General features: G+C 41.9%; 22 protein-coding genes, 2 pseudogenes and 1 other annotated feature. Of the genes and pseudogenes, 20 read left to right on the top strand and 4 right to left on the bottom strand.

The genetic code is table 11. The features are described 5' to 3' along the window. Positions 1–158 precede the first annotated feature (158 nt). From SFC47_RS21625 to pheA, 10 genes are all read left to right on the top strand, one after another. Positions 159–944: a peptidoglycan DD-metalloendopeptidase family protein gene (locus tag SFC47_RS21625; protein WP_411256596.1), complete on the top strand. Its 786-nt coding sequence runs from the start codon at positions 159–161 to the stop codon at positions 942–944. Next, on the top strand, positions 937–1,803 hold the full coding sequence (locus SFC47_RS21620) for a M50 family metallopeptidase (protein ID WP_411256594.1): 867 nt from the start codon (positions 937–939) through the stop codon (positions 1,801–1,803). The genes SFC47_RS21625 and SFC47_RS21620 overlap by 8 nt, the downstream gene beginning before the upstream one ends. A gap of 45 nt (positions 1,804–1,848) precedes the next feature. Beyond that, positions 1,849–3,309, top strand: a complete 1,461-nt coding sequence (locus SFC47_RS21615; protein WP_411256592.1) for an Rne/Rng family ribonuclease — start codon at positions 1,849–1,851, stop codon at positions 3,307–3,309. A gap of 48 nt (positions 3,310–3,357) precedes the next feature. Next, positions 3,358–3,439: a sequence feature (ribosomal protein L21 leader region), on the top strand. Between the two features lie 12 nt (positions 3,440–3,451). Beyond that, positions 3,452–3,760: a 50S ribosomal protein L21 gene (gene rplU, locus SFC47_RS21610; RefSeq protein ID WP_411256591.1), complete on the top strand. Its 309-nt coding sequence runs from the start codon at positions 3,452–3,454 to the stop codon at positions 3,758–3,760. A 15-nt stretch (positions 3,761–3,775) separates the two neighbouring features. Continuing rightward, the gene (locus SFC47_RS21605) at positions 3,776–4,105 is read left to right on the top strand and encodes a ribosomal-processing cysteine protease Prp (protein WP_411256590.1); all 330 of its coding nucleotides are present in this window, start codon (positions 3,776–3,778) and stop codon (positions 4,103–4,105) included. A gap of 12 nt (positions 4,106–4,117) precedes the next feature. Next, positions 4,118–4,411 (top strand): 50S ribosomal protein L27, encoded by a 294-nt coding sequence (rpmA, locus tag SFC47_RS21600; RefSeq protein ID WP_034674968.1) that lies wholly within the window; start codon positions 4,118–4,120, stop codon positions 4,409–4,411. Positions 4,412–4,624: 213 nt separating this feature from the next. Beyond that, positions 4,625–5,155, top strand: coding sequence for a Spo0B C-terminal domain-containing protein (locus SFC47_RS21595; RefSeq protein ID WP_411256589.1), 531 nt, complete (start codon positions 4,625–4,627; stop codon positions 5,153–5,155). Positions 5,156–5,197: 42 nt separating this feature from the next. Next, positions 5,198–6,487, top strand: a complete 1,290-nt coding sequence (gene obgE / locus SFC47_RS21590; RefSeq protein WP_411256588.1) for a GTPase ObgE — start codon at positions 5,198–5,200, stop codon at positions 6,485–6,487. A gap of 81 nt (positions 6,488–6,568) precedes the next feature. Next, complete coding sequence (locus tag SFC47_RS21585; RefSeq protein WP_411256587.1) at positions 6,569–7,024, top strand: ACT domain-containing protein; 456 nt, start codon at positions 6,569–6,571, stop codon at positions 7,022–7,024. 51 nt (positions 7,025–7,075) lie between these two features. Beyond that, positions 7,076–7,924, top strand: a complete 849-nt coding sequence (gene pheA / locus SFC47_RS21580) for a prephenate dehydratase (RefSeq protein WP_411256586.1) — start codon at positions 7,076–7,078, stop codon at positions 7,922–7,924. 586 nt (positions 7,925–8,510) lie between these two features. On the opposite strand, the gene SFC47_RS21575 is transcribed toward pheA, so the two are convergent. From SFC47_RS21575 to SFC47_RS21565, 3 genes are read right to left on the bottom strand one after another with little or no spacing between them, the layout of a single operon-like run. Beyond that, positions 8,511–8,645: a hypothetical protein gene (locus tag SFC47_RS21575; protein ID WP_411256585.1), complete on the bottom strand. Its 135-nt coding sequence runs from the start codon at positions 8,643–8,645 to the stop codon at positions 8,511–8,513. A gap of 44 nt (positions 8,646–8,689) precedes the next feature. Beyond that, positions 8,690–9,229 (bottom strand): transcription repressor NadR, encoded by a 540-nt coding sequence (locus SFC47_RS21570; protein WP_411256584.1) that lies wholly within the window; start codon positions 9,227–9,229, stop codon positions 8,690–8,692. A 44-nt stretch (positions 9,230–9,273) separates the two neighbouring features. After that, positions 9,274–10,404: an IscS subfamily cysteine desulfurase gene (locus SFC47_RS21565; RefSeq protein ID WP_411256583.1), complete on the bottom strand. Its 1,131-nt coding sequence runs from the start codon at positions 10,402–10,404 to the stop codon at positions 9,274–9,276. Between the two features lie 441 nt (positions 10,405–10,845). On the opposite strand from SFC47_RS21565, the gene nadB reads away from it, so the two are divergent. The 4 genes and pseudogenes from nadB to safA all read left to right on the top strand — a co-directional run. Further along, positions 10,846–12,420 carry an L-aspartate oxidase gene (nadB, locus tag SFC47_RS21560; protein WP_411256582.1) on the top strand — a complete coding sequence of 525 codons (1,575 nt, stop codon included), beginning with the start codon at positions 10,846–10,848 and terminating at the stop codon, positions 12,418–12,420. After that, positions 12,389–13,243 carry a carboxylating nicotinate-nucleotide diphosphorylase gene (gene nadC, locus SFC47_RS21555; protein WP_411256581.1) on the top strand — a complete coding sequence of 285 codons (855 nt, stop codon included), beginning with the start codon at positions 12,389–12,391 and terminating at the stop codon, positions 13,241–13,243. The genes nadB and nadC overlap by 32 nt, the downstream gene beginning before the upstream one ends. Next, a complete protein-coding gene (nadA, locus tag SFC47_RS21550) occupies positions 13,240–14,337 on the top strand; it encodes a quinolinate synthase NadA (RefSeq protein WP_411256580.1) in 1,098 nt (365 codons plus the stop codon). Before nadC ends, nadA begins: the two co-directional genes overlap by 4 nt. A gap of 97 nt (positions 14,338–14,434) precedes the next feature. Beyond that, positions 14,435–14,632 (top strand): annotated as a pseudogene (gene safA / locus SFC47_RS21545) (SafA/ExsA family spore coat assembly protein); the annotation flags it as partial. Positions 14,633–14,811: 179 nt separating this feature from the next. Here the strand turns inward: safA and SFC47_RS21540 are convergent. After that, positions 14,812–15,033: pseudogene (locus SFC47_RS21540) on the bottom strand (hypothetical protein); the annotation flags it as partial. A 1,505-nt stretch (positions 15,034–16,538) separates the two neighbouring features. On the opposite strand from SFC47_RS21540, the gene SFC47_RS21535 reads away from it, so the two are divergent. The 6 genes from SFC47_RS21535 (at position 16,539) to SFC47_RS21510 (ending at position 21,788) form a co-directional block, all read left to right on the top strand. Then, positions 16,539–17,513, top strand: a complete 975-nt coding sequence (locus tag SFC47_RS21535) for a phosphotransferase (protein ID WP_411256578.1) — start codon at positions 16,539–16,541, stop codon at positions 17,511–17,513. Between the two features lie 105 nt (positions 17,514–17,618). Beyond that, positions 17,619–18,314 (top strand): YhcN/YlaJ family sporulation lipoprotein, encoded by a 696-nt coding sequence (locus SFC47_RS21530; protein WP_411256660.1) that lies wholly within the window; start codon positions 17,619–17,621, stop codon positions 18,312–18,314. Between the two features lie 129 nt (positions 18,315–18,443). Continuing rightward, on the top strand, positions 18,444–18,995 hold the full coding sequence (locus SFC47_RS21525) for a BofC C-terminal domain-containing protein (protein ID WP_411256577.1): 552 nt from the start codon (positions 18,444–18,446) through the stop codon (positions 18,993–18,995). 657 nt (positions 18,996–19,652) lie between these two features. Continuing rightward, on the top strand, positions 19,653–20,375 hold the full coding sequence (locus SFC47_RS21520) for an SDR family NAD(P)-dependent oxidoreductase (RefSeq protein ID WP_411256576.1): 723 nt from the start codon (positions 19,653–19,655) through the stop codon (positions 20,373–20,375). Then, positions 20,375–21,403 carry an S-adenosylmethionine:tRNA ribosyltransferase-isomerase gene (locus SFC47_RS21515; protein WP_411256575.1) on the top strand — a complete coding sequence of 343 codons (1,029 nt, stop codon included), beginning with the start codon at positions 20,375–20,377 and terminating at the stop codon, positions 21,401–21,403. Before SFC47_RS21520 ends, SFC47_RS21515 begins: the two co-directional genes overlap by 1 nt. Positions 21,404–21,416: 13 nt before the next feature. Next, positions 21,417–21,788: a VOC family protein gene (locus SFC47_RS21510; protein WP_411256574.1), complete on the top strand. Its 372-nt coding sequence runs from the start codon at positions 21,417–21,419 to the stop codon at positions 21,786–21,788. Positions 21,789–21,859: the final 71 nt, after the last annotated feature.

Below are 21,859 nucleotides of genomic sequence, written 5' to 3'. Positions count from 1 at the left end.
TCAGGTTACTGGGTGTTTTAATAGGAAAATTCATTTGTGTAAGCGGATTTTGATAGTTTGGTTCTTAGTCCCCAACCTAAAAAAACGAACAAGAGTCATACTCTGTGAGACAACCTCATAAACTTGTACAAAAAGCTGTCTAAAGGTTGGTGGGAAAAATGCGGTCTACTCCTGAAGAAATACGGCGACGAATCGCAAAGAGAAAAAAAGAGAAGGGGTCATCGGGAATTGGTACTGAAAGAGAAATAAACTGGCCAGGGGACGATGAAAAATATGGTTTTAACAATTATTCTTCTTACGACCCAGGCAAGGATGACGTCATTCATCCACTATTTAAAAAAGAAGTATTCATCTTCAAAATCTTGGCATCTGCACTATTATTTCTTGTAATTGCGATTATGTTCCGTGAAAACAGTGCCACCTTTGCTCCAGCAAAGGAATTTGTAATGAAAACAATGGAGCAGGATTTTAAATTTGCAACAGTATCAAAATGGTATGAAGATCAATTTGGTAAACCATTAGCACTATTGCCTTTTTCGGAGGAAGGAAAAGAAGAAGGGAAAAACGTAGTGGAGAAAGACCAGGATATACCAGTTTTCTCAGGAAAAGTCCTCGAAAACTTTGAAAAAAATGGACAGGGCATCATGATTGAAACATCAAAAGGTGCTGCCGTTGAAGCAATGAAAGAAGGGAATGTTATGTTTGCGGGTGTAAAGGAAGATACGGGGAAAACCGTTATCATCCAGCACGCAGATCAGACACAGTCCACCTACGGTAATCTCGATGAAATTAAGGTCAGCTTATATGAATTTATTGAAACAGAAACTGTTGTTGGTACTGCCTCGGAATCAGCTGGAGAAGATAAAACAAAGGGCACCTATTATTTTTCCATCAAGAAGGGCGATGATTTCATCGATCCGATACAGGTGATTCGCTTTGAATAAAGTCATACATTTATTACAACACGTATATATCCATCCTTTGTTATGGATTGTCATCGCGATATCAATTGCTACAGCACATTTCCGCGAGCTCTGCCTGTTAATCGCCATCATTTTTGTTCATGAAATGGGGCATGCTGCTGCAGCTTCTTTTTTTTCATGGAGAATCAAAAAAATCACCCTCCTCCCCTTTGGAGGGGTGGCTGAAATGGAGGAACACGGGAACCGGCCTTTAAAGGAAGAAGCAATTGTTGTCCTTGCCGGCCCTATTCAGCACATTTGGATGGTAGCGCTGGCGTACGGACTTTTTTCCTTTGATTTGGTTTCGCAGGAAATGTTTCTACTATTCTTAAATTTCAATATCATGATTTTTATCTTCAATATGTTTCCGGTTTGGCCGCTCGATGGCGGGAAACTGATATTCATGCTCCTTTCCTTAAAAAAATCATTTCCCATAGCCCACCGGTTAACATTAATCATTTCTTTTTTCAGTGTAGGAATCTTTTCGGTTATAACGTTCCTCGCTGCACCACAGCAAATTAATGTCTGGATTATTGTAGGCTTTTTATTATTCTCGCTCTATCACGAGTGGAAACAGCGCCGTTACATTTTTATGAGGTTTTTACTCGAGCGCTATTATGGTAAAAAGAGTGATCTGCAAGCTTTAAAACCCATCCAGGCAAACGAACAGGACCTGCTGATCGACGTATTGGAAAAATTCCAGCGGGGCTGCAAGCACCCGATCATTGTTGAAAGTGATGGCAAAGAAAAAGGCATGTTGGATGAAAACGAACTGCTGCATGCTTATTTTACGGAAAAACGATTAACGGATAAAATCAGCGACCTTCTCTTTTCTTACTAAAAGGGTATAATAAAAACAATTAGTAAAAAAAGTGAGGAAGTCTGATTGGAAAAATTAATTGTTAACGCAGTTTCAAGAGAAAAGAGATTTGCTATTGTCCGCGAGAATACAGTTGAAGAGATTATATTTGACCGGCCAGAGCAGCGATCTTTGGTCGGTAATATTTATTATGGGACTGTAACCAAAGTCCTTCCGGGAATGAATGCTGCTTTTATTGATATCGGAGAAGAGAAAAATGCTTATTTACATAGAGATGTCCTCGCTTCTTATATACTATCGCCAGAGCGAAGTATCGATAAGGAGAAGAAAAGTGTAACCTCTTTTGTTCACCAAGGGCAAAGGTTAATTGTTCAAGTCGATAAGGATGCAGCCGGTACAAAAGGGGCAAGAGTGACCGGGATTATCGAAATAATGGGGGACAACCTTACTTACATGCCCCAAGGCCGCTATGTCGCAGTTTCCAAAAAAATAATGGATGAAAAGGAAAACCTTCGTAAATTAGGCATGAAACTAAAAAGTGAAGATGAAGGAGTCATTTTTCGAACATCAAGTGCCAGAGCTTCTAAAGAGGAAATGGAGAATGAACTTAGCAGCTTACGAAGACAGTATACTGAGCTGCTGGACAAAGTTTCATCGCTTAAAAAACCTGGAATACTTTTTCAAAAGGATACATTTACACAAATGGTTTTTGATTCAGTGAATGAAATGACCTCTGGTGAAATAATTATTGATGATCTTTCCTTAAAGAAAGTAATTCAATCAAAAAATCCAAACTTAACAGTTACCTATTATAATGGGAAAGAAAACATATTCTCACACCATCGAATCGATCATGAAATTGACAAGGCCCTTAAACGAGAGGTTTGGCTCGACAACGGAGCCTATTTGATCTTTGATGAAACAGAAGCACTAACGATCATCGATGTTAATACAGGAAAGTTCTCTGGCAAGCATGATTATCAGGATACGGTGGTAAAAACCAATACCTTAGCAGCTGTTGAAATTGCTCGCCAGCTTAAGCTCCGTGATATTGGCGGGATTGTCCTTATTGACTTCATCGACATGAAAAATGAAAAGGACAGGCGTTATATCCAGGATACAATAGAAAAAGAATTCAAAAAGGACAAAACAAGAACCAAAATCATCGGTTTCACAGCACTTGGAGTCCTTCAGCTAACAAGGAAGAAAACAAAGGTCTCACTTTCAGAAGCCCTTCAGGAAAAATGTCCGGTATGCGAGGGGACAGGCAGAATATTAAGTGCAGAGACGATAGCATTCCGCTTAGAACGGGAATTACTGGAACACCGGAATTCAGATTATGAAGCCGTATTAGTTGAAACCACACAAGCAGTAAAAGATGAAATTGCTCCGCATCTGGAAATGTTGGAAGAATGGCTGAAATTTAAAGTATATTTTTCGATTCAATCAATTGCAGCTCATTACTATATGATCAAACATTTTGGGAATCATGACGAAATAGCGCAAAAAGCTGGAGAACCTTATTGACACTTTTGCCTATACCATGTTAGAATTATCGATGTTATGTTTGTAGCACCCGTGCTACAACCGCACATGACAGGTATTAAGTTGGATGCTTTTGCATTTGCGCCTGTATATGGCGAGTCTGAGTTTATAAGGAGGTGCAGTTATGTACGCAATTATCGAAACTGGTGGTAAGCAAATCAAAGTAGAAGCTGGTCAAGCTATCTACATCGAGAAGCTTAACGCAGAAGCAGGCGAAACAGTTACATTTGATAAGGTTCTTTTCGTTGGCGGTGAAAATGTAAAAGTAGGAAGCCCAGTCGTTGCTGGAGCTACTGTTACAGCTAAAGTTGAAAAACAAGGTCGCGCTAAGAAGATCATCGTTTTCAAATACAAAGCGAAGAAAAACAACCGTAAAAAGCAAGGTCATCGTCAGCCATACACTAAAGTTGTGATTGAAGCAATCAACGCGTAAGGTGTTGAGCAATCGATGATTAATATTACGATTAATCGTATTGAATCCGAATTCATTCATTCTTTTATAATAAGTGGTCATGCATTTTTCGCTGATCGGGGACAGGATATCGTCTGTGCAGGCGCATCCGCAGTTGCCATCGGCGCAATCAACGCTGTGCACGCCTTAACGGGTGTCACACCTGAGATTGAACAGGGAGACGGCTTTCTCCGCTGTGTTGTTCCAGATAAACTTCCGGAAGACATAAATGAGAAAGTGCAGCTTCTTCTAGAAGGTATGATTATATCATTACAAAGTATTGAAGAAGAATACGGAAAGCACATAAAAATTACCTTCAAAAAGTAGGAGGTGGAATACATGTTATTAAAATTAGATCTTCAGTTGTTTGCATCTAAAAAGGGAGTAGGTTCTACAAAGAACGGACGTGACTCTATCGCGAAGCGCCTTGGTGCTAAGCGTGCAGATGGTCAATTCGTAACTGGTGGTTCAATCCTTTACCGTCAACGCGGTACAAAGATTTACCCAGGTGAAAACGTAGGCCGTGGCGGTGACGACACTCTATTTGCGAAAATCGACGGCGTTGTGAAATTCGAACGTTTAGGTCGTGACCGTAAAAAAGTGAGCGTATATCCAACAGCTCAAGAAGCGTAAGCTTTCTATGAAAACTCTAACCTGATTGGTTAGAGTTTTCTTTTTTCATTCATTAGGAAATAATATCCAGTAACAAACTCCAATTTGACCTCCTATGAATCGCCTCATAATACCTCAAATGGAAAACATTCACTCGAAAAGTGCTTACTCATGTGAACTTTTTTGATATACTAACATCAAATAGTTTTTAGAGACCCTGCTAGGAGTGCGATTATGGACAAAGAATGGGATATTGTTGAAGTGCTTCGGCACTCACGGCATGATTGGCTGAATAGGCTGCAGTTAATCAAAGGCAACTTGGACTTAAATAGAATTGACCGGGCAAAAGCATATATAAATGAAATTGTAATTGAAGCACAGCATGAATCGAAGCTGTCGAATTTTCGTTTGCCGAAATTTGCCTCCTTGCTTTTGAAATCAAATTGGGAAAAGCATGTATTTCTGCTCGAATATGAGGTTCTAAACGATTTAGAAGCAGTAGAGATTAATGATGACCTTCTTTCAAATTGGACAAAATCCTTTTTTATTTGCTTAGATCAGGCAATTGAAGCCTTTCAAGAAAATCATTTATCAATAACAATTCAACCGCAATCAGATGGAGTTCGTTTCTTTTTTGATTTTAGCGGAATAATAATAAAAAAAGAACTGATTGAACAATTCCTATCAACATCTGAACTGGATGTGATGGTAAAGGAATTATCAGAAAGCGAACTTGAGTTAGAGTTCTTTATGCCAAAGGTATAACGGCATTTTAAGTTCGCCATCAGTCAAATCAGGAGGATTCACATGTTTGTTGATCAAACGAAGATATACGTAAAAGGCGGAGACGGCGGTAATGGAATGGTCGCGTTTCGCCGTGAAAAATATGTTCCAAACGGAGGACCTGCCGGTGGAGACGGCGGTAAAGGTGCCGACGTCGTTTTTGAAGTAAATGAAGGCTTGCGTACACTAATGGATTTCCGTTATCAACGCCATTGGAAAGCCCCTCGTGGTGAGCATGGCATGTCTAAAAATCAGCATGGAAAAAATGCTAAAGATATGATTGTTAAGGTACCGCCAGGAACAGTTGTTATGGATGCAGAAACAAAAGAAGTCATTGCCGACCTTGTAGAAAATGGCCAGCGTGCCGTGATTGCTAAAGGCGGACGTGGCGGCAGAGGAAATTCTCGTTTCGCGACTCCTACAAATCCTGCACCAGAGCTTGCTGAGAATGGTGAACCAGGGCAGGAGCGAGATGTCGTTCTTGAATTAAAGCTGCTTGCAGACGTTGGATTAGTCGGCTTCCCAAGTGTAGGGAAATCAACTTTACTTTCTGTTGTTTCATCAGCCAAACCAAAGATTGCTGCGTATCATTTTACAACGATTGTTCCTAACCTAGGGATGGTTGAAACTGAGGATAATAGAAGTTTTGTTATGGCAGATCTTCCAGGTCTGATTGAAGGTGCGAGTGAAGGTGTCGGACTTGGCCATCAATTTTTACGTCATATTGAACGAACTCGAGTAATTGTTCATGTTATTGATATGTCAGCGATGGAAGGCCGTGATCCTTATGAGGATTATCTAACCATCAATAAGGAACTAGAAGAATACAATCTTCGCTTAACAGAGCGTCCTCAGATTATTGTAGCCAATAAAATGGACATGCCGGAAGCGGAAGAAAATTTGCAAAAGTTTAAAGAGCGGCTTGAAGAGGACTTCCCAATTTTCCCGATTTCTGCACTTTCAAGAAAAGGCTTGAGAGAGCTGTTATTTGCGATTGCAGACAAAGTCGAACAAACACCTGAATTTCCTCTTGATCATGAAGAAGAAGAAACAGGTATTAATCGAGTTCTTTATAAGCATGAGGCGGACCCAGATGCCTTCTATATAACGAGAGAACCAGATGGATCATTTGTGATCTCAGGGGAAAAGGTTGAAAAACTGTTCAAGATGACCAATTTCCAAACAGAAGAATCGATTCGCCGTTTTGCAAGACAGCTTCGTGGTCTAGGGGTAGACGAAGCTTTAAGGAAAAAAGGCGCCAAAGATGGGGATACAGTTAAATTATTAGAATTTGAATTTGAATTTATCGAATAGGTAATTAATGTTTTTGGGGGATTTTTAGCTGAAGCGCCCTGGTATGGGCGCTTACGCTTTTCGGTCAGGTGGGGTATAGAGATGAAAAATGAAAAATTTGATAAGAAATTTTATTTAATAAGAGAAGACGTCTTGCCTGAAGCTATGAAAAAAACACTTGATGTAAAAGAAATGCTTGAGAGAGGGAAGGCAGAATCGATATGGGATGCTGTTCAGCAAGTAGACTTAAGCAGAAGTGCCTATTATAAATACAGGGATACTGTATTTCCATTTTCAACAGTGGTAAAGGAACGTTTAGTAACACTCTTTTTCCATCTCGAAGATCGATCAGGAACATTGTCCAAGCTTCTTGGTGTAGTGGCTGCTTCTGGCTGCAATGTGTTGACGATTCATCAAACGATCCCGCTGCAAGGAAGAGCAAACGTTACACTTTCGTTGAATACCACCGATATTTCTACAGATATTGACGAGCTGCTCTCTGAATTACGAAAGCTGGAATTTGTTGAAAAAGTAGAAGTCCTTGGAACAGGCGCCTAATGGCTCATTTTACAGCAGAGAGAGATTTTTTGTTAGGGAGTGTGTGAAATCATGAAAATTGGTTTTTTAGGACCAAAAGCAACATTCACTGAATTAGCAGTGAAAAAAGTGTTTCCTGGATTTGAACTTGAACCGTATCGGACGATTCCAGAATCTATGGATGCGGTTGTCAGTGAAAAGGTAGAACTGGCGGTTGTTCCCGTTGAAAATACTCTTGAAGGAACAGTAAATATCACATTAGATTACCTTACCCACGTGGTTCATTTACCAATTGTTGGTGAAATTACGATTCCGATTAAGCAGTATTTGATGGTTCACCCTAATAATGCCGAAAATTGGCAGAATGTTCAGAAGGTGTACAGTCACTCTCATGCGATTGCCCAATGCCATAAATTTTTACATACGAAGTTACATGGGATTCCATTTGAAAGTGTCAGTTCCACTGCCGCAGCAGCTAAGATGATCATGGACCATCCTGAAATGAATGTGGCCGCTATTGCCAATGAATTGGCTGCTGAAGAATACGGCTTAACCATAGTCCAACATGATATTCACGATTTTGATCATAACCATACCCGCTTTTTCGTTTTATCAGAAAAGGGGCTGGATTTTGAGGGTCTGAGCGGCTCATCACATTATAAAACAACCTTGATGGTTACACTGCCAACCGACAAAGCTGGAACACTGCATATGGTCCTTTCTGCCTTCGCTTGGCGGAAAATAAACTTGTCAAAAATTGAATCAAGACCGATGAAAACAGGAATCGGCAATTATTTTTTCATTATTGATTTGGAAATGAAGCTGGATGAGGTCCTGATTCCAGGCGCAATGGCCGAGCTCGAAGCGTTGGGGTGCGGCGTTACATTGCTGGGGAGTTATCCTTCTAAAATGGTAAAATAAGCGAAAAAGTACCGGGGGCGATCCGGTACTTTTTTTTCGTGTGTGCTAGTTGGTAGGGATTCGCCTGCGATGGGGGGGATTAATTGTTACCGAAATCTTGGGTGTTTTATAGTTTGGGGCAGAATGGGGAGGTGATTGTGCCCGAAATCCCGGGTGTCCGAGCTTATTGGTCACAATGGAGCCGTGATTGTGCCCGAACTCCCGGGTGCACAAGCTCCTCGGTCACAATGGAACCATGATTGTGCCCGAACTCCCGGGTGTCGGAGCTCCTCGGTCACAATGGAGCTGTAATTGTGCCCGAAATCCCGGGTGTCGGAGCTCCTCGGTCACAATGGAGCTGTAATTGTGCCCGAAATCCCGGGTGCCCGGGCATTTCGGTCACAATGGAGCCATGATTGTACCCGAAATCCCGGGTGCCCTAGCTCCTCGGTCACAAAGGAGCCATGATTGTACCCGAAATCCCGGGTGCCCTAGCTCCTCGGTCACAATGGAGCCATGATTGTACCCGAAATCCCGGGTGCCCTAGCTGATTGGTCACAAAGGAGCCATGATTGTGCCCGAAATCCCGGGTGCCCGAGCCTTTTGGTCACAATGGAGCCATGATTGTGCCCGAAATCCCGGGTGTCCAAGCTTTTCGGTCACAATGGAGCCATGACCGTGCCCGAAATCCCGAGTATCCAAGCTCTTCGGTAACAATAGCCCACCCAAGATTGGTAATCAAAAAAGCCCCCCTATGCAAATTTTCTGCACAGGAGGGATACTCAATTAATATTCAATTAAAAAGCCAGCATCCTTCAAAGCAGCTTCCGCTTTGTCCAGTGTCTGCACATTGGACGCAGCGATGGTATGGAGATGGATGCCTCCAGTTAACTCTGATAACAATGATGCCTTAGTTGTTTGTATATTCTCCATAAACTGTTTAACCTCTTGGCGATTAGATACCATAATTGATGCTGTTAAATCTCCGTAGACAGCATGTTCAATTTTGACATCCTTCACTAAGACTCCATGGTCAACAAGCAAATTTAGTTCTGTCATTGTGTCTTCTGGTAAATGTCTGCAGGCGATGGTCCGTTCGAATGTTGGGACGCCTGTGTTTTGCTTAAAATACAGATAGCCTTGGCTTGTTGCGATAATCGGCTCGTCCTTTGCTTTTAAAAGCGTGATATCCCCGACAATTACCTGTCTGCTTACATTTGTCCGCGTAGCTAACTCACTTCCTGTCAGCGGCACGGGGCTGTCCTTAAGCAGCTGTAAAATGAAAGCTCTCCTTTCATCGCCTAATATTTTCTTTTGCTCAGCCATAATAACCTCCTCGAAAATCCTGCTTCTCTATTCTAGCATAATTTCTATAACTTAAATTTCGTAACGATATCTACAATAGTTTCCCCAAGCTTTACGACATTTTCCCTCTTGGTTGAATTTCCGAAAGAAATTCGGATAAATTCCTTTGCCTCTTGTGGGTTCAATCCTAAAGCTTGTGTCACTTTTGCTGGGGACTGCATGCCAATTTGACAGGCACTTCCTGTTGAAATGGCGAAACCATAACGATTACACTCTAACATCATCCATTGTCCCTCAATCCCGGAAATCCGTAAACCAATGATTGAAGGTAACTGGGAACTAGAATCTGCCTGATGGATTTGGACAAATTCCTTAATAGGCTCGACCGACTTAAAAAAAGCAGCGCGAAGCTCTGAATATCTAGCATGATTTTTATCCAATTCCCCTTGTATTTTTTGAGCAGCTGCCGTCATCGCGGCAATCCCCGGGACATTCAAGGTTCCTGGTCTAAAGCCTCTTTCATGGGATCCACCAGGGAAAAACGGTCTCCAGGAAATGGAAGGGTCTACATAAACACCGCCAACCCCTTTGGGACCATAAATTTTATGACCAGAAAATGAAAAACTGCTGACAAGCTGAGCAATATTTCTCAAATGTATTTTACCAAAAGATTGAACAAAATCGCTGTGAAAATGGATGTCATTGTGCCGGCAAATTCGTGTGATATCTTCGATGTGTTGAATGGTACCAATCTCCGAATTAACATGCTGTATGGTTACCAACACAGTTTCAGGAGTAATGCTCTCCTCTAATTCCTTTACATCAATGAGACCAGAAGAATTAAGGGGTAGAAAGGTAATTCTGTATCCATCTAACCGGTTGAGAACACCATGGATAGAAGAGTGCTCAGCCAGCCCGGCAATGATATGATTTCCAGGCTTCTTCGGTGATGATAGAAGCGCTTCAATCCCTAAAAAGTTCCCCTCTGACCCGCCACTTGTAAAGTACAGTCCATTTTTATTAATGCCTAAAAGATTTGCAAGCTCTTCACGGCAATTCTCTAGTAGGTCCTGCGACTGCCCGCCGATATCATGGAGAGAGCTGGAATTTCCAAAAAACTCAGTTGAAGCCTGTACAAACACCTCTGCAGCTTCAGGATCTAACGGAGTGGTAGCGGCGAAATCAAAATATATCATAGTAATCTCCTATACTAGTATTTTATTTTAGATAACTGTCTAGCTTCATGTGCCACCTTGCTGTGTCTGTTGCCGATAGGCAGGCGCTTTTAGGCTCTGTTGTTGATTTTCGTTTAGCCTTGAGAATTAATAGGCGGAGATTTTCCGGCTATTGTATCTAGAGTAAGCTTACGAAGCAGATATAAGCGGAGAAATTCCGGTTAACTGCTTAAAATAAGCCAAAATCAAAGGATTTGGATACAATAAGCGGAAAAACTCCGCTTGTTTTCAGGGAAATAAGGGTATTTCCCAAAATAGCCGGAAAAACTCCGCTTATTTTCCAACCACCAAGCGCACTATAAGAGCACTATAGCAGAACACTCTATAAAAATATTTCTTGTATTTAGTTTAATTCTATGTAAATATAGATGTCAAGACCCTGTTAATCCAGGAGGCATTGTGATGACAAATGATGATGTTTTAATTTTAGGAAGTGGGATTGCTGCGCTGCAGTTAGCCTCGCTTTTAAATAAGGAATTAAATGTGAGGATACTCACAAAGGGAAAAGTTAGAAGTGCTAATTCTTATCTGGCTCAAGGCGGTATTGCTGCGGCGATTGGTGACGGTGACCATCCTGATAAGCATATTGCTGATACACTTGAAGCGGGAAGATACCACAATAATCAAGAAGCTGTCGAACAAATTATTCATGCTGCACCTGGGTTGATTAAGTTCATTTCTGAGCAAGGTTCTGTTTTTGATAAGAATCAAAATGGGGAATTGCTTTTAGGAATGGAGGGAGCGCACAGCGAAAAGCGCATTGTTCATGGCGGCGGTGACGCGACAGGTAAAAATATGGTTGAGTTCCTTAACAGCACTCTGAAAGGAAATGTCACCATTGAGGAAAACGTGTTTGCTTATGAATTACTTCTGGATTCAAATCAAACCTGCATTGGTGTTAAAGCCAAGGATCCAGACGGAAAAATTAAGCATTACTCTAGCTCGCATACAATTCTCGCAACAGGCGGCTGCGGCCAATTGTTCACCTATACATCAAATGCCCCAACCGTTACAGGAGACGGAATCGCGATGGCCTATCGCGCTGGAGCTGAGGTTGCTGATATGGAATTCATTCAATTCCATCCGACCCTTTTATACCTAAATGGCGAAACAAAGGGGTTAATTTCAGAAGCCGTTCGCGGTGAAGGAGCCATCCTCGTTACCGATGATGGTACGCCGATTATGGAAGGTGTGCATCACCTAAAAGACCTTGCACCGAGGCATATTGTATCGCAGAAAATCTATGAATATCTTAAAAATGGCTTCAAGGTATATTTAGATATTAGTAATATAGAAAACTTTACGGAACGTTTTCCTTCGATTACATCGATTTGCGAGGAAAATGGACTTCAGGTATCTGAGGGAAGAATTCCAGTGGCACCCGGCAGTCATTTTTTAATGGGCGGCGTTAAAACAGATTTAGTTGGACGAACTTCAATAAATGGATTGTATGCGATTGGCGAAGCCGCATGCACAGGTTTGCACGGAGCTAATCGACTTGCAAGTAATTCTTTATTAGAAGGTTTATATATGGGAGAAAAGCTTTCCAAATGGCTAAATGAGGCAGCAAATATAGAAATCCATGGGAATGTACACACTGCTCCTTTTATTCCAAAAGTAAAGGAAATCCTGCCAGACTTCCAGCAAATACAGGATTATATGATGGAGCGTGTCGGCATCGTCCGGGATGCTGTTACTCTTCAAAAACAAAAAGCTTGGTTAGATAGTTTTAATGTCAAGCAAATTCGGAATCTTGATGCTTATTCTGCTGAAGAGTTGACAAAGATCTTCATGCTGATTACCGCAAAGTTAATCACAGATGCTGCTTTGGAGCGCTCAGAGAGCCGTGGCGGTCATTATCGAAGCGATTTCCCGGCGGAAGATAATCATTTTTGGTTAAACAAGACCATTACTCATAAAAATACCCATGAAATGGAGAGTAACCATGAATACATTGAAACTGCGCTCGCTACTTGAGCAATTTTTTATTGAAGATATTGGGGAACAGGATATTACATCTGATTTAATTTTTGCTGATGAAACTGAAGGGGAAATTGTTTTTCTTTCAAAGGATAATGGAGTATTCTGCGGAGAAGAAATTATCAAAACAGGATTTAAACTTTTAAATAACGATATTAAAACTAAGGTTTTTGTAAAGGATGGCCAGAACATTGAATACGGGCAAAAGCTTGCAACAGCCTCCGGAAAAATATCTGATCTGCTGAAAGGGGAAAGAGTGGTTCTTAACTTAATCCAAAGAATGAGTGGAATTGCCACGCTCACCCGGGAAGCTGTTTCAACACTTGACAGTGGCCATACCAAAATTTGTGACACCCGTAAAACGACACCAGGTTTAAGGATGCTGGAAAAGTATGCCGTCACCAAAGGAGGAGGCTACAACCACCGCTTCGGCCTCTACGACGGAATTATGATTAAGGATAACCATATTTCATTTGCGGGATCCATTACACATGCAGTTGAAACAGTGCGTGCAAAGGCAGGACACATGGTGAAGGTAGAAGTCGAAGTTGAAACAGAAGAACAAGTGAAAGAAGCGGTCAGTGCTGGTGCCGATGTGATTATGTTTGATAATCGGACTCCTGAGGAAATTAAAGAACTGATTAAATTAGTTCCATCAGGATTCGTAACGGAAGCATCAGGGGGCATTCAATTGTCCAATTTAGCTGGCTATCGTGATACAGGGGTTGACTATATTTCACTTGGATTCTTAACACATTCATATAAAGCACTTGATATCAGCGTTAAAGTTCTTTGGAGCAAAGGGGAGGAACAAAGATGAGTATTTTAGCGGCCATGCAAAAGAATAAAATGATTCCTGAAAAATATAAGCAGATGTCGAAGGAAGAGTTAGAAGCTAGAGTAATTGAAGTAAAAAACAAATTAGGCTCTAAACTGTTTATTCCTGGACATCATTATCAGAAGGATGAAGTGGTTCAGTTTGCGGATGCAACAGGTGATTCCCTGCAGCTTGCTCAGTTATCAGCTGACAATAAAGACGCTGAATATATAGTTTTCTGCGGCGTGCATTTTATGGCAGAAACGGCAGATATTCTAACAAATGATAATCAAAAGGTGATTCTCCCAGATATGCGGGCAGGCTGCTCGATGGCAGATATGGCAGACTTTGATCAGACCGAAAAAGCTTGGGAAATCCTCCAGGGGCTCTTTGGTGATACTATTCTTCCATTAACATATGTTAATTCTACCGCTGCCATTAAATCATTTGTGGGTGCCAATGGCGGTGCGTGCGTTACCTCTTCAAATGCAGAGACAATGGTGAAGTGGGCGTTCACCCAAAAGGAACGAATTTTATTTTTACCAGATCAGCATTTGGGCCGGAATACAGCTGCAGATTTAGGTGTTGGCTTAGATGAGATGGCTGTTTGGAATCCGATTACGCATTCACTTGAATATGAAGGTGATACTTCTAAAATAAAAGTCATCCTTTGGAAAGGTCACTGCTCTGTTCATGAGAATTTTACGGTTGGGAATGTCCATGATACACGCAGCAAATACCCTGACATGAAGATCATTGTGCATCCTGAGTGCCGCCGTGAGGTCGTTGAAATTTCTGACCTGGCAGGCTCCACAAGCTATATTATCAATGCGATTGAAAAAGCAGAGCCGGGTTCTGAGTGGGCAATTGGGACCGAGATGAATCTCGTTAATCGGTTAATAAAAAATCACCCAGATAAAAAGATTATGTCATTAAACCCGCAGATGTGTCCTTGCCTAACGATGAACCGAATTGATCTGCACCATTTAGTTTGGAGTTTGGATACATTAGAAGATACAAATAATATTATTAAGGTTAGTTCTGAAATCGCGGAAAATGCGAAACTAGCACTTGAACGGATGTTACAAAACGCATAATGATAAGGTAGATGCAATTTTCGCAAATTGCATCTATTTTTATTTTTGAGAGGTTGATTCATATTCTTGCGAAAAAAAGCATAAGTTTTTCTGAAGAATGTTAGCACTTTGCCTATCATCACATAGAATATATGGACTTATGCATAGGAGGGAAATCAGAGTGAAGATCCATATCGTACAGAAAGGGGATACTCTTTGGAAAATCGCCAAGAAGTACGGCGTGAATTTTGAAGAGCTGAAAAAGATGAATTCACAGCTCAGCAACCCTGATATGATTATGCCCGGTATGAAAATAAAAGTCCCAACAACAGGTGGAAATATTAAAAAAGAAGCGCCTATGGGAACAAAGCCGGGGGCCACAATCAACTTAGGCGCCAAAAAAGAAATGCCGATTGCTGAGCAACCGATTACCAAAGAGAAACCAAAAGAAATGCCGATTAAAACCGCTCCAAAAAAGGAGGTTCCAATAAAGGAAGCACCTATTAAAGAGGCTCCGAAAAAAGAAGCTCCAATGAAAGTAGTACCAGTGCCAGTACCTGTTCCAGTACCAGCTAAAGAAAAACCTGTAAAAGAAATTCCAATTAAAGAAGCACCAGTTAAAACACCAGTGAAAACACCAGTTAAAACACCAGTCAAAACGCCAATTATCGAAACACCAAAAACACCATATACTCCAAAAATGCCCCTGCAAATCATCCCAGAAATCGATATTAACAACTATTATATGAATAACATGACCAATATGGAGGTAAAACAGCCTGTATTACCGCCAAAACCAGCGAACATACTCCCTGAAATAAAAGAACCGGCAAAAGAAATGCCAGTTATGCCTGTACAAGAAGCTCCAATGGAAAATCAGCTTCCTGTGCAGCAGCAAATGCCGCAAGATTTCTGTGAACCAATGACACCAATTCTGCCTGGGTCTGGATATTGTCCGCCGCCGCCAAAATGGTGCCCGCCGCCGCCTTGTCCGCCAGCAGGATTCATACCATTTCCGCAAGTTCAAGGAGCAGCAATGCACCATATGCATCATATGATGCCTCATCAAGCAGGACCAATGCCAGGTGTTATGGGTGCACAATTTATGCCGCATGGATATGATGATGAATCTTCATCCTTTATGCCGCAATTACCAATGACAAACCCAATGGGCGGTCAAATGCCGATGGGCGGTCAAATGCCGATGGGCGGTCAAATGCCAATGGGCGGCCAAATGCCGATGGGCGGCCAAATGCCGATGGGCGGTCAAATGCCAATGGGCGGTCAAATGCCGATGGGCGGCCAGATGCCGATGGGCGGTCAAATGCCAATGGGCGGCCAGATGCCGATGGGCGGCCAAATGCCAATGGGCGGCCAGATGCCAATGGGCGGTCAAATGCCGATGGGAAGCCAGATGCCTGGAATGGACCAAATGCCGATGGGTGATCAAATGATGGGAGGATTCGATCAATTCCCAGCAGATGATCAAATGCCTTCATTTGATGAAAGTTCCGATATCCCAGTAGGTTCACAAGCAGCTGCAGGTCAAGGCTGGTTTGACCCTCAAACACAAGGGATGCCAGGAATGGGAGGACCGATGGGTCAAGGCTTCGGCCAGCCAGGAATGGGAGGACCGATGGGTCAAGGCTTCGGCCAGCCAGGAATGGGAGGACCGATGGGACCAGGTTTCGGCCAGCCAGGAATGGGAGGACCGATGGGACCAGGATTCGGCCAGCCAGGAATGGGAGGACCGATGGGTCAAGGCTTCGGCCAGCCAGGAATGGGAGGACCGATGGGTCAAGGCTTCGGCCAGCCAGGAATGGGAGGCCCAATGGGACCAGATTTCGGCCAGCCAGGAATGGGAGCACCATATGGACAAATGCCTTACGGTTACCCGCAAATGGGGCCGGCACCACAAGTAATGGGAGCTCAAGATTTTGAATCACCAGATATGGGCATGCCTTTTGCCGGCGGTCAAATGCCAGCAATGCAGCAGCAATTTCCCGCTCAAGGGGGATTACCGATGGGGGCAGGCGGTGATTGCGGATGTGGTGGACCAAAACCACTTCCAATGCCGCAGCAGCAATTTGTTCCGCCGACACCTCCAATATACAGTGCACCATATACTGGACCGACAAATGTAGCGCAGCCTCCGTACATGAATCCTTATGGAATGGGACCTATGGATGGAATGATGCGATACGAAGATGAAAGCAATGAGTATGACTTTTAAACAAAAAGGAGACGATGATTATTTCATTCGTCTCCTCTCTTATTTACGCTCCCAATTTAAAGAGTCAATCATAGAAATGGTGCCATATCGAAAAAGTGTAATTTTAATAAAAACAGAAAAAAATACCTATATGTTAAAAGGTTTTCATACAAATAAACGCCTACGGCTCCAAGAGGCTTTTACCTCGACGCTAAGAAGCGAAGGTTTTGAAAAAACTTATTTGTTCGTCCATCCCGAAATCAAGGATCCCTTATTTTTTGAGGGAACTTACTTTGGGTGTATGGAATACATTTCACCCAATAAAACGCCGTTTTCATTTCAATCTCAAAAAAACCGGCAGGAGGGGCTTGAACTACTAGAGCAATTCCATAAGGTGACATCATCCTTCGAATCACGTTATCGAACGATAATCCCTAAAGGAATTATTATTGAAAAATGGAAAGATCGGGGCGCAGCTTTTGCTTCCAATCTATCCACAATAAAATACTTTATTAATGAACAGATTTTAGCTGATATGCTTGATTGGGCAAATTGGTCACTAAGCGGGATGGAAAAGGACCGCAGCCTGTTTATCAATGAACCTTTTTGTATTCTTCATGGAGATGTAGCCCACCATAATTTCTTACGTGATTCAAAAGGTTCTTTACACCTTATTGATTTTGATTTAATTAGTATTGGCCCGGCTTTACTTGATTATTTACAATACGCGAACCGAATTCTGCCCAGCCTGGATTGGTCTTTTGAACGGCTTTCTCTTTATCCGCAATTTCAAAGCTTGTTGAACGAGAAAGCATTTCTGTACGCACTTGCTTTCCCTGCAGATATTTTCCGTGAATGGAATCGGCTCATCAGGGAAGGCTCTTATCGAGACCAGCATAAGTATAATCAAATGATGAATTTAAGTGTTGGTCAGTACTACTCACGTAAAAAATTTATTGATACTTTAAAAAAGCTGGCAAAATAGAGTTATGGTCGATTATGGCAGAATGAAACCCCCTCTAAATTCACAAGCTAACCATGAGCATATTCTCTATGCTCACGCATCGTAGAGGGGGTTTTTCGTTTGAACGTGAAACAGTGGATGATTCCTCTGTCCGCCCTGCTAGCTGTTGGGCTGTCAGGCTGTGCAAATGATGACCGTGCTGCAATGGATAAAGACAACAAAAATATGGGGCAGCCAGTAGGATACTATTCAGATGAAAATCATAAAAATGGTTCCAATGGAATGCCTGGGGATAATGATGGTCCTTTCACTGAATTCATGGATCATAATCTTGGAATTGAAAACCAAGCAAATAATGAAGAGAAGAGAAAGCAGTTACGAAATACTGATGAAAACGGAAATCCGCCTAACCCGACAAAACCGCTCGCAAACCATGACCATAATTTCTTCCAACGAGATAATCAATTTAGTACCAGTGATGTGAATTATCATGGTCATTTGAATCAGAGAGCTGGAAATACGGGAATGAAGACAACGAAACCCGAAAATCAGGACCGTATAACAGAAAGAATTAAAAGCAAGGTTTCTGACATTGAAAATGTTAGGGAAATCCGCTCCGTTCTTTATGGTAATTCTGTAATGGTTTCCGTTAAATTAAATAATAACAAGCGAGCTGAAGAAACAAAAAGAGCTATCCGAGATGCTGTTAAGCCTATGGCCAACGGCAGACCAGTTCAAGTTATTATTGATGATGGCGCACTTGGTCGTGATGGGAACAGAAACAATGATTCTCAGCGGTTAGAACCTAATAGCCGTAAATAATTACTTGAGGCAAAGCCAAAAAATGGCTTTGTCTCTTTTTGATTTTTTGGAAAAAGGATAAAAAGGCAAAAAAAGGCTAAACTAGTAGTGAAAAAGAATTAGATCTCTACTAATAAGAGGTGATTATGCATGAGGTTCAATTGGATTACACAGTATCGGCTTGGTTTAGCCTTTGTTGCGGTTGTGCTCTTCATGTCCATCGGAAAGCTGCCAGGAATGATGTTAACTGGCTCTGCCGTGAAAATGACAAACCATCAAGATCAGGAAATATCGGAACCTCAAGCATTGACCATTATTCTGGAAAGAGTCTATCTTGATGGAGAAATAAGTGAGGAAGTAATCCTTGATTCCTACTGGTCCATAGAAAACTTTTGGGCCAAATATGACCAATGGCAGTTAGTGGAGATGGATGAAACCACCATGGTTTTTCGTAAGCAAATGGATGATATTTCACCACTGCTAAAAGCAAATGGTTATTTTGGTATTACCGATGATGGTGTGTTAACGATTTTTAATGGCCGTCCAGACCGATCACGAATCATTCAATCCTTTTTTCAGATAGATATCAAAAAACTTGAGAGCAGAAAACAAGAAGAGCTTATTCAAGGAATTCCGATTAAAACAAAAGACCGGTATGTAGAGGTATTAGAGACCTTTAAACCTTATTCGAAGCAAGAATAGTTGATATGACTGAATGCGCGAGTGGTCATGAAGACCATTTTCGTGTTACCTAAGATATTTTGGACCTCATGAAGGAATCATGTGGTCCATTTTTGTATTTTTTGAAAGGATTTGGGCTTCATGGGTGCCTCATGAGGCTCATTTTCGTATGCCCGGAAAGAATTTGGGCTTCATAGGAGCTTCATGAGGCTCAGTTTCGCATGTCCAGCAAGAAATTGGGCTTCATGAATGCCTCATGAGGCTCATTTTTGCATGTCCAGAAAGAAATTGGGCTTCATGAATGCCTTATGAGGCTCATTTTCGTATGTGCAGAAAGAAATTGGGCTTCATGAATGCCTCATAAGGCTCATTTTTGCATGTCCAGAAAGAAATTGGGCTTCATGAATGCCTCATGAGGCTCATTTTCGTATGCCCAGAAAGAAAATGGGCTTCATGAATGCCTCATGAGGCTCATTTTCATATGTCCAGAAAGAAATTGGGCTTCATGAATGCTTCATGAGGCTCATTTTTGTATGCCCAAGAAGAATTCGGGCTCCATGAAACTAATTTTCTCATCCTAAAGTTGTAGATAAAGTTCAAGCTTTTTTCTGAGGGAGGAATTTCCAAAATCCTTTAAGCTAAAGACATCAAGTTAAACACTTAAAGGAGCGATAAATAATGAAAAATAAAGTGGTTATGATTACAGGTGCATCAAAAGGTTTAGGAAGAGCATTAACACTTCGCTTTGCGAAGGAAGGGGCACGACTTGCTATTTGTGCCAGGTCATCAAAAGGGTTAGAAAAAGTGAAAAGTGAAGCTGAAGCATTGGGAGCTGAGGTTCTCGCAGTGACAGCAGATATTTCACTAACTCGAGATGTAGAGCGGTTTGTCGCGATGACAGAGGAAGCATTTGGTCAAATTGATGTTCTCATAAACAACGCTTCGATTCTCGGACCAAGTCCAATGCCGCTGTTGCTTGACTATCCAGAAGAAGATTTTGCAGAAGTCCTCCGGGTAAACTCCATTTCGCCATTCCTCGTAACGAGAAGGGTTATACCAGGAATGCTGCAGCGCAATCAAGGCTCGATCATCAATGTTACTTCTGAAGCGGGCCATGTTGGATATGCTGGCTGGGGGGCATATGGAATTTCTAAATTTGCAGTTGAAGGGTTAACGGAAACCTGGGCAGATGAGCTTAGCGAAACAAACGTCCGGGTAAACATGGTCGACCCAGGGGAAATGGATACAGAAATGCACCAATTAGCTGTTCCAGACTGTGATTATCCATTAGCGAAGCCTGAAGACGTCGTCAATGTGTTCGTGTATTTAGCTTCCGATAAGTCAGTGGGAACTACAGGACAGCGGTTTGAGGCACAAGAGTTTACAGGGGAGGGATTATAATGGCAGCAACAGCCTTTGATTTCTATTTACCTTCAGAGTTAAATGCTTCTCATCCACCTGAAAGACGAGGGTTGAGAAGAGATCATGTGAAAATGATGGTGCTGGATAAGAAAACGGGCCATGTCAGCCATGACCGATTTTTCAGGCTCGCTGATTATCTTAAGCCGGGTGACCTGGTGGTGATGAACAACAGTAGAACGGTACCCGCTATTCTAAAAGCGGGATTGTTTAGAAATACAGTAATGATTCATTCAGAAGTTGAAATTCGCCTGGCAAGACGCCGTGATGAAGAGATTTGGGATGTGTTAATTGTGACTGATGAGGTGCATGTAGGCGACATCCTCCATTTTACACAAGACCTCACAGCTGTTGTTATCGATATGAAAGAAAAGTCGCCATTAAAAACAATCCTTTTCTCTAAAAAAGGAACCGACCTTTTTAATAGCATTTATGCAATCGGGGAACCGGTCCGATATGAATATATCGAGAACGAATGGGGGCTGGATTATTATCAAACTGTGTTTGCCAGCCATCCCGGCTCTGTTGAAATGCCCTCTGCCGGAAGAGCCTTTAGCTGGGAGCTGTTATTCAACCTGCAGAAGAAGGGAATAGAGCTTGATTTTATTCAGCTTCATACCGGACTAAGCTATCTATTAGATGATGATTATGAACCATCTCCAGCTGATAATTTCGAAGAATATCATCTATCAGAAAAAACGATTGAAAAGATACACAATACAAAGGCAGCTGGCGGCAGGGTTATTGCAGTTGGGACAACAGTGGTGAGGGCACTAGAGAGTGCAGGAGTCACTGGCGAGTTACATGGTGTGACCAATCTTTATATAGATCAAAACTTCCCGCTGAGGATGGTTGATGGAATTATTACAGGTTTCCACGAACCTAAAGCAAGTCATCTGGATATGCTGACGGCATTCGTTCCACAGGATTTATTATGGAGTGCCTATGAAGAAGCGATTGATCAGCAATACTTGTGGCACGAATTTGGGGATATGAATTTAATTTTATAAAGGGGAAATAACAATGCGCTTTCACCATTTCGCGGTTGAAGTAAAAGACTTGGAGGCTTCAACCGCTTTCTATCAAAAGTATCTGGGGCTCAATGTAGAAGAGCGATTGCAATTCAACAAAGAAACAATTGCTTTTTTGGTAAAAGATGATTTCAGAATTGAACTCATTTCAGGCGGGCACGAGGCTGTTTCACAAGGTGTACACATCTGTTTACAGGTTGACAATGTGCAGGAGATAATCGGGAGTTTTACCGAAAATGGTATTTCAGCATTAGAAGGTCCATATAAGCTTAATAACGGCTGGGAAACTGTTTTCTTTGAAGGCCCTGATAACGAGGTAATTGAATTTTTGCAGATTAGGGAAAAAGCTGAGTTTCAAATTTAGATGTTTCGGTACTATCTTTGGCAGCGTGGCGGGTCGGGGGATATGGTTATGTAGCAGAGCTTTCGATAGAA

The sequence above is a fragment of the Neobacillus niacini genome, from assembly GCF_046591715.1.
GTDB lineage: Bacteria > Bacillota > Bacilli > Bacillales > Cytobacillaceae > Neobacillus > Neobacillus niacini_L.
The sequence above is the reverse complement of the archived record's forward strand: the minus strand, read 5'-3'. Positions and strand labels throughout refer to the sequence as shown.

Coding starts and splice junctions, on each gene's coding strand:
- SFC47_RS21625 (WP_411256596.1), top strand. CDS start 159: ATGCGGTCTACTCCTGAAGAAATACGGCGACGAATCGCAAAGAGAAAA.
- rplU (WP_411256591.1), top strand. CDS start 3,452: ATGTACGCAATTATCGAAACTGGTGGTAAGCAAATCAAAGTAGAAGCT.
- SFC47_RS21605 (WP_411256590.1), top strand. CDS start 3,776: ATGATTAATATTACGATTAATCGTATTGAATCCGAATTCATTCATTCT.
- rpmA (WP_034674968.1), top strand. CDS start 4,118: ATGTTATTAAAATTAGATCTTCAGTTGTTTGCATCTAAAAAGGGAGTA.
- SFC47_RS21595 (WP_411256589.1), top strand. CDS start 4,625: ATGGACAAAGAATGGGATATTGTTGAAGTGCTTCGGCACTCACGGCAT.
- obgE (WP_411256588.1), top strand. CDS start 5,198: ATGTTTGTTGATCAAACGAAGATATACGTAAAAGGCGGAGACGGCGGT.
- SFC47_RS21585 (WP_411256587.1), top strand. CDS start 6,569: ATGAAAAATGAAAAATTTGATAAGAAATTTTATTTAATAAGAGAAGAC.
- pheA (WP_411256586.1), top strand. CDS start 7,076: ATGAAAATTGGTTTTTTAGGACCAAAAGCAACATTCACTGAATTAGCA.
- SFC47_RS21570 (WP_411256584.1), bottom strand. CDS start 9,229: ATGGCTGAGCAAAAGAAAATATTAGGCGATGAAAGGAGAGCTTTCATT.
- SFC47_RS21565 (WP_411256583.1), bottom strand. CDS start 10,404: ATGATATATTTTGATTTCGCCGCTACCACTCCGTTAGATCCTGAAGCT.
- nadB (WP_411256582.1), top strand. CDS start 10,846: ATGACAAATGATGATGTTTTAATTTTAGGAAGTGGGATTGCTGCGCTG.
- nadC (WP_411256581.1), top strand. CDS start 12,389: ATGAATACATTGAAACTGCGCTCGCTACTTGAGCAATTTTTTATTGAA.
- nadA (WP_411256580.1), top strand. CDS start 13,240: ATGAGTATTTTAGCGGCCATGCAAAAGAATAAAATGATTCCTGAAAAA.
- SFC47_RS21535 (WP_411256578.1), top strand. CDS start 16,539: ATGACTTTTAAACAAAAAGGAGACGATGATTATTTCATTCGTCTCCTC.
- SFC47_RS21525 (WP_411256577.1), top strand. CDS start 18,444: ATGAGGTTCAATTGGATTACACAGTATCGGCTTGGTTTAGCCTTTGTT.
- SFC47_RS21520 (WP_411256576.1), top strand. CDS start 19,653: ATGAAAAATAAAGTGGTTATGATTACAGGTGCATCAAAAGGTTTAGGA.
- SFC47_RS21515 (WP_411256575.1), top strand. CDS start 20,375: ATGGCAGCAACAGCCTTTGATTTCTATTTACCTTCAGAGTTAAATGCT.
- SFC47_RS21510 (WP_411256574.1), top strand. CDS start 21,417: ATGCGCTTTCACCATTTCGCGGTTGAAGTAAAAGACTTGGAGGCTTCA.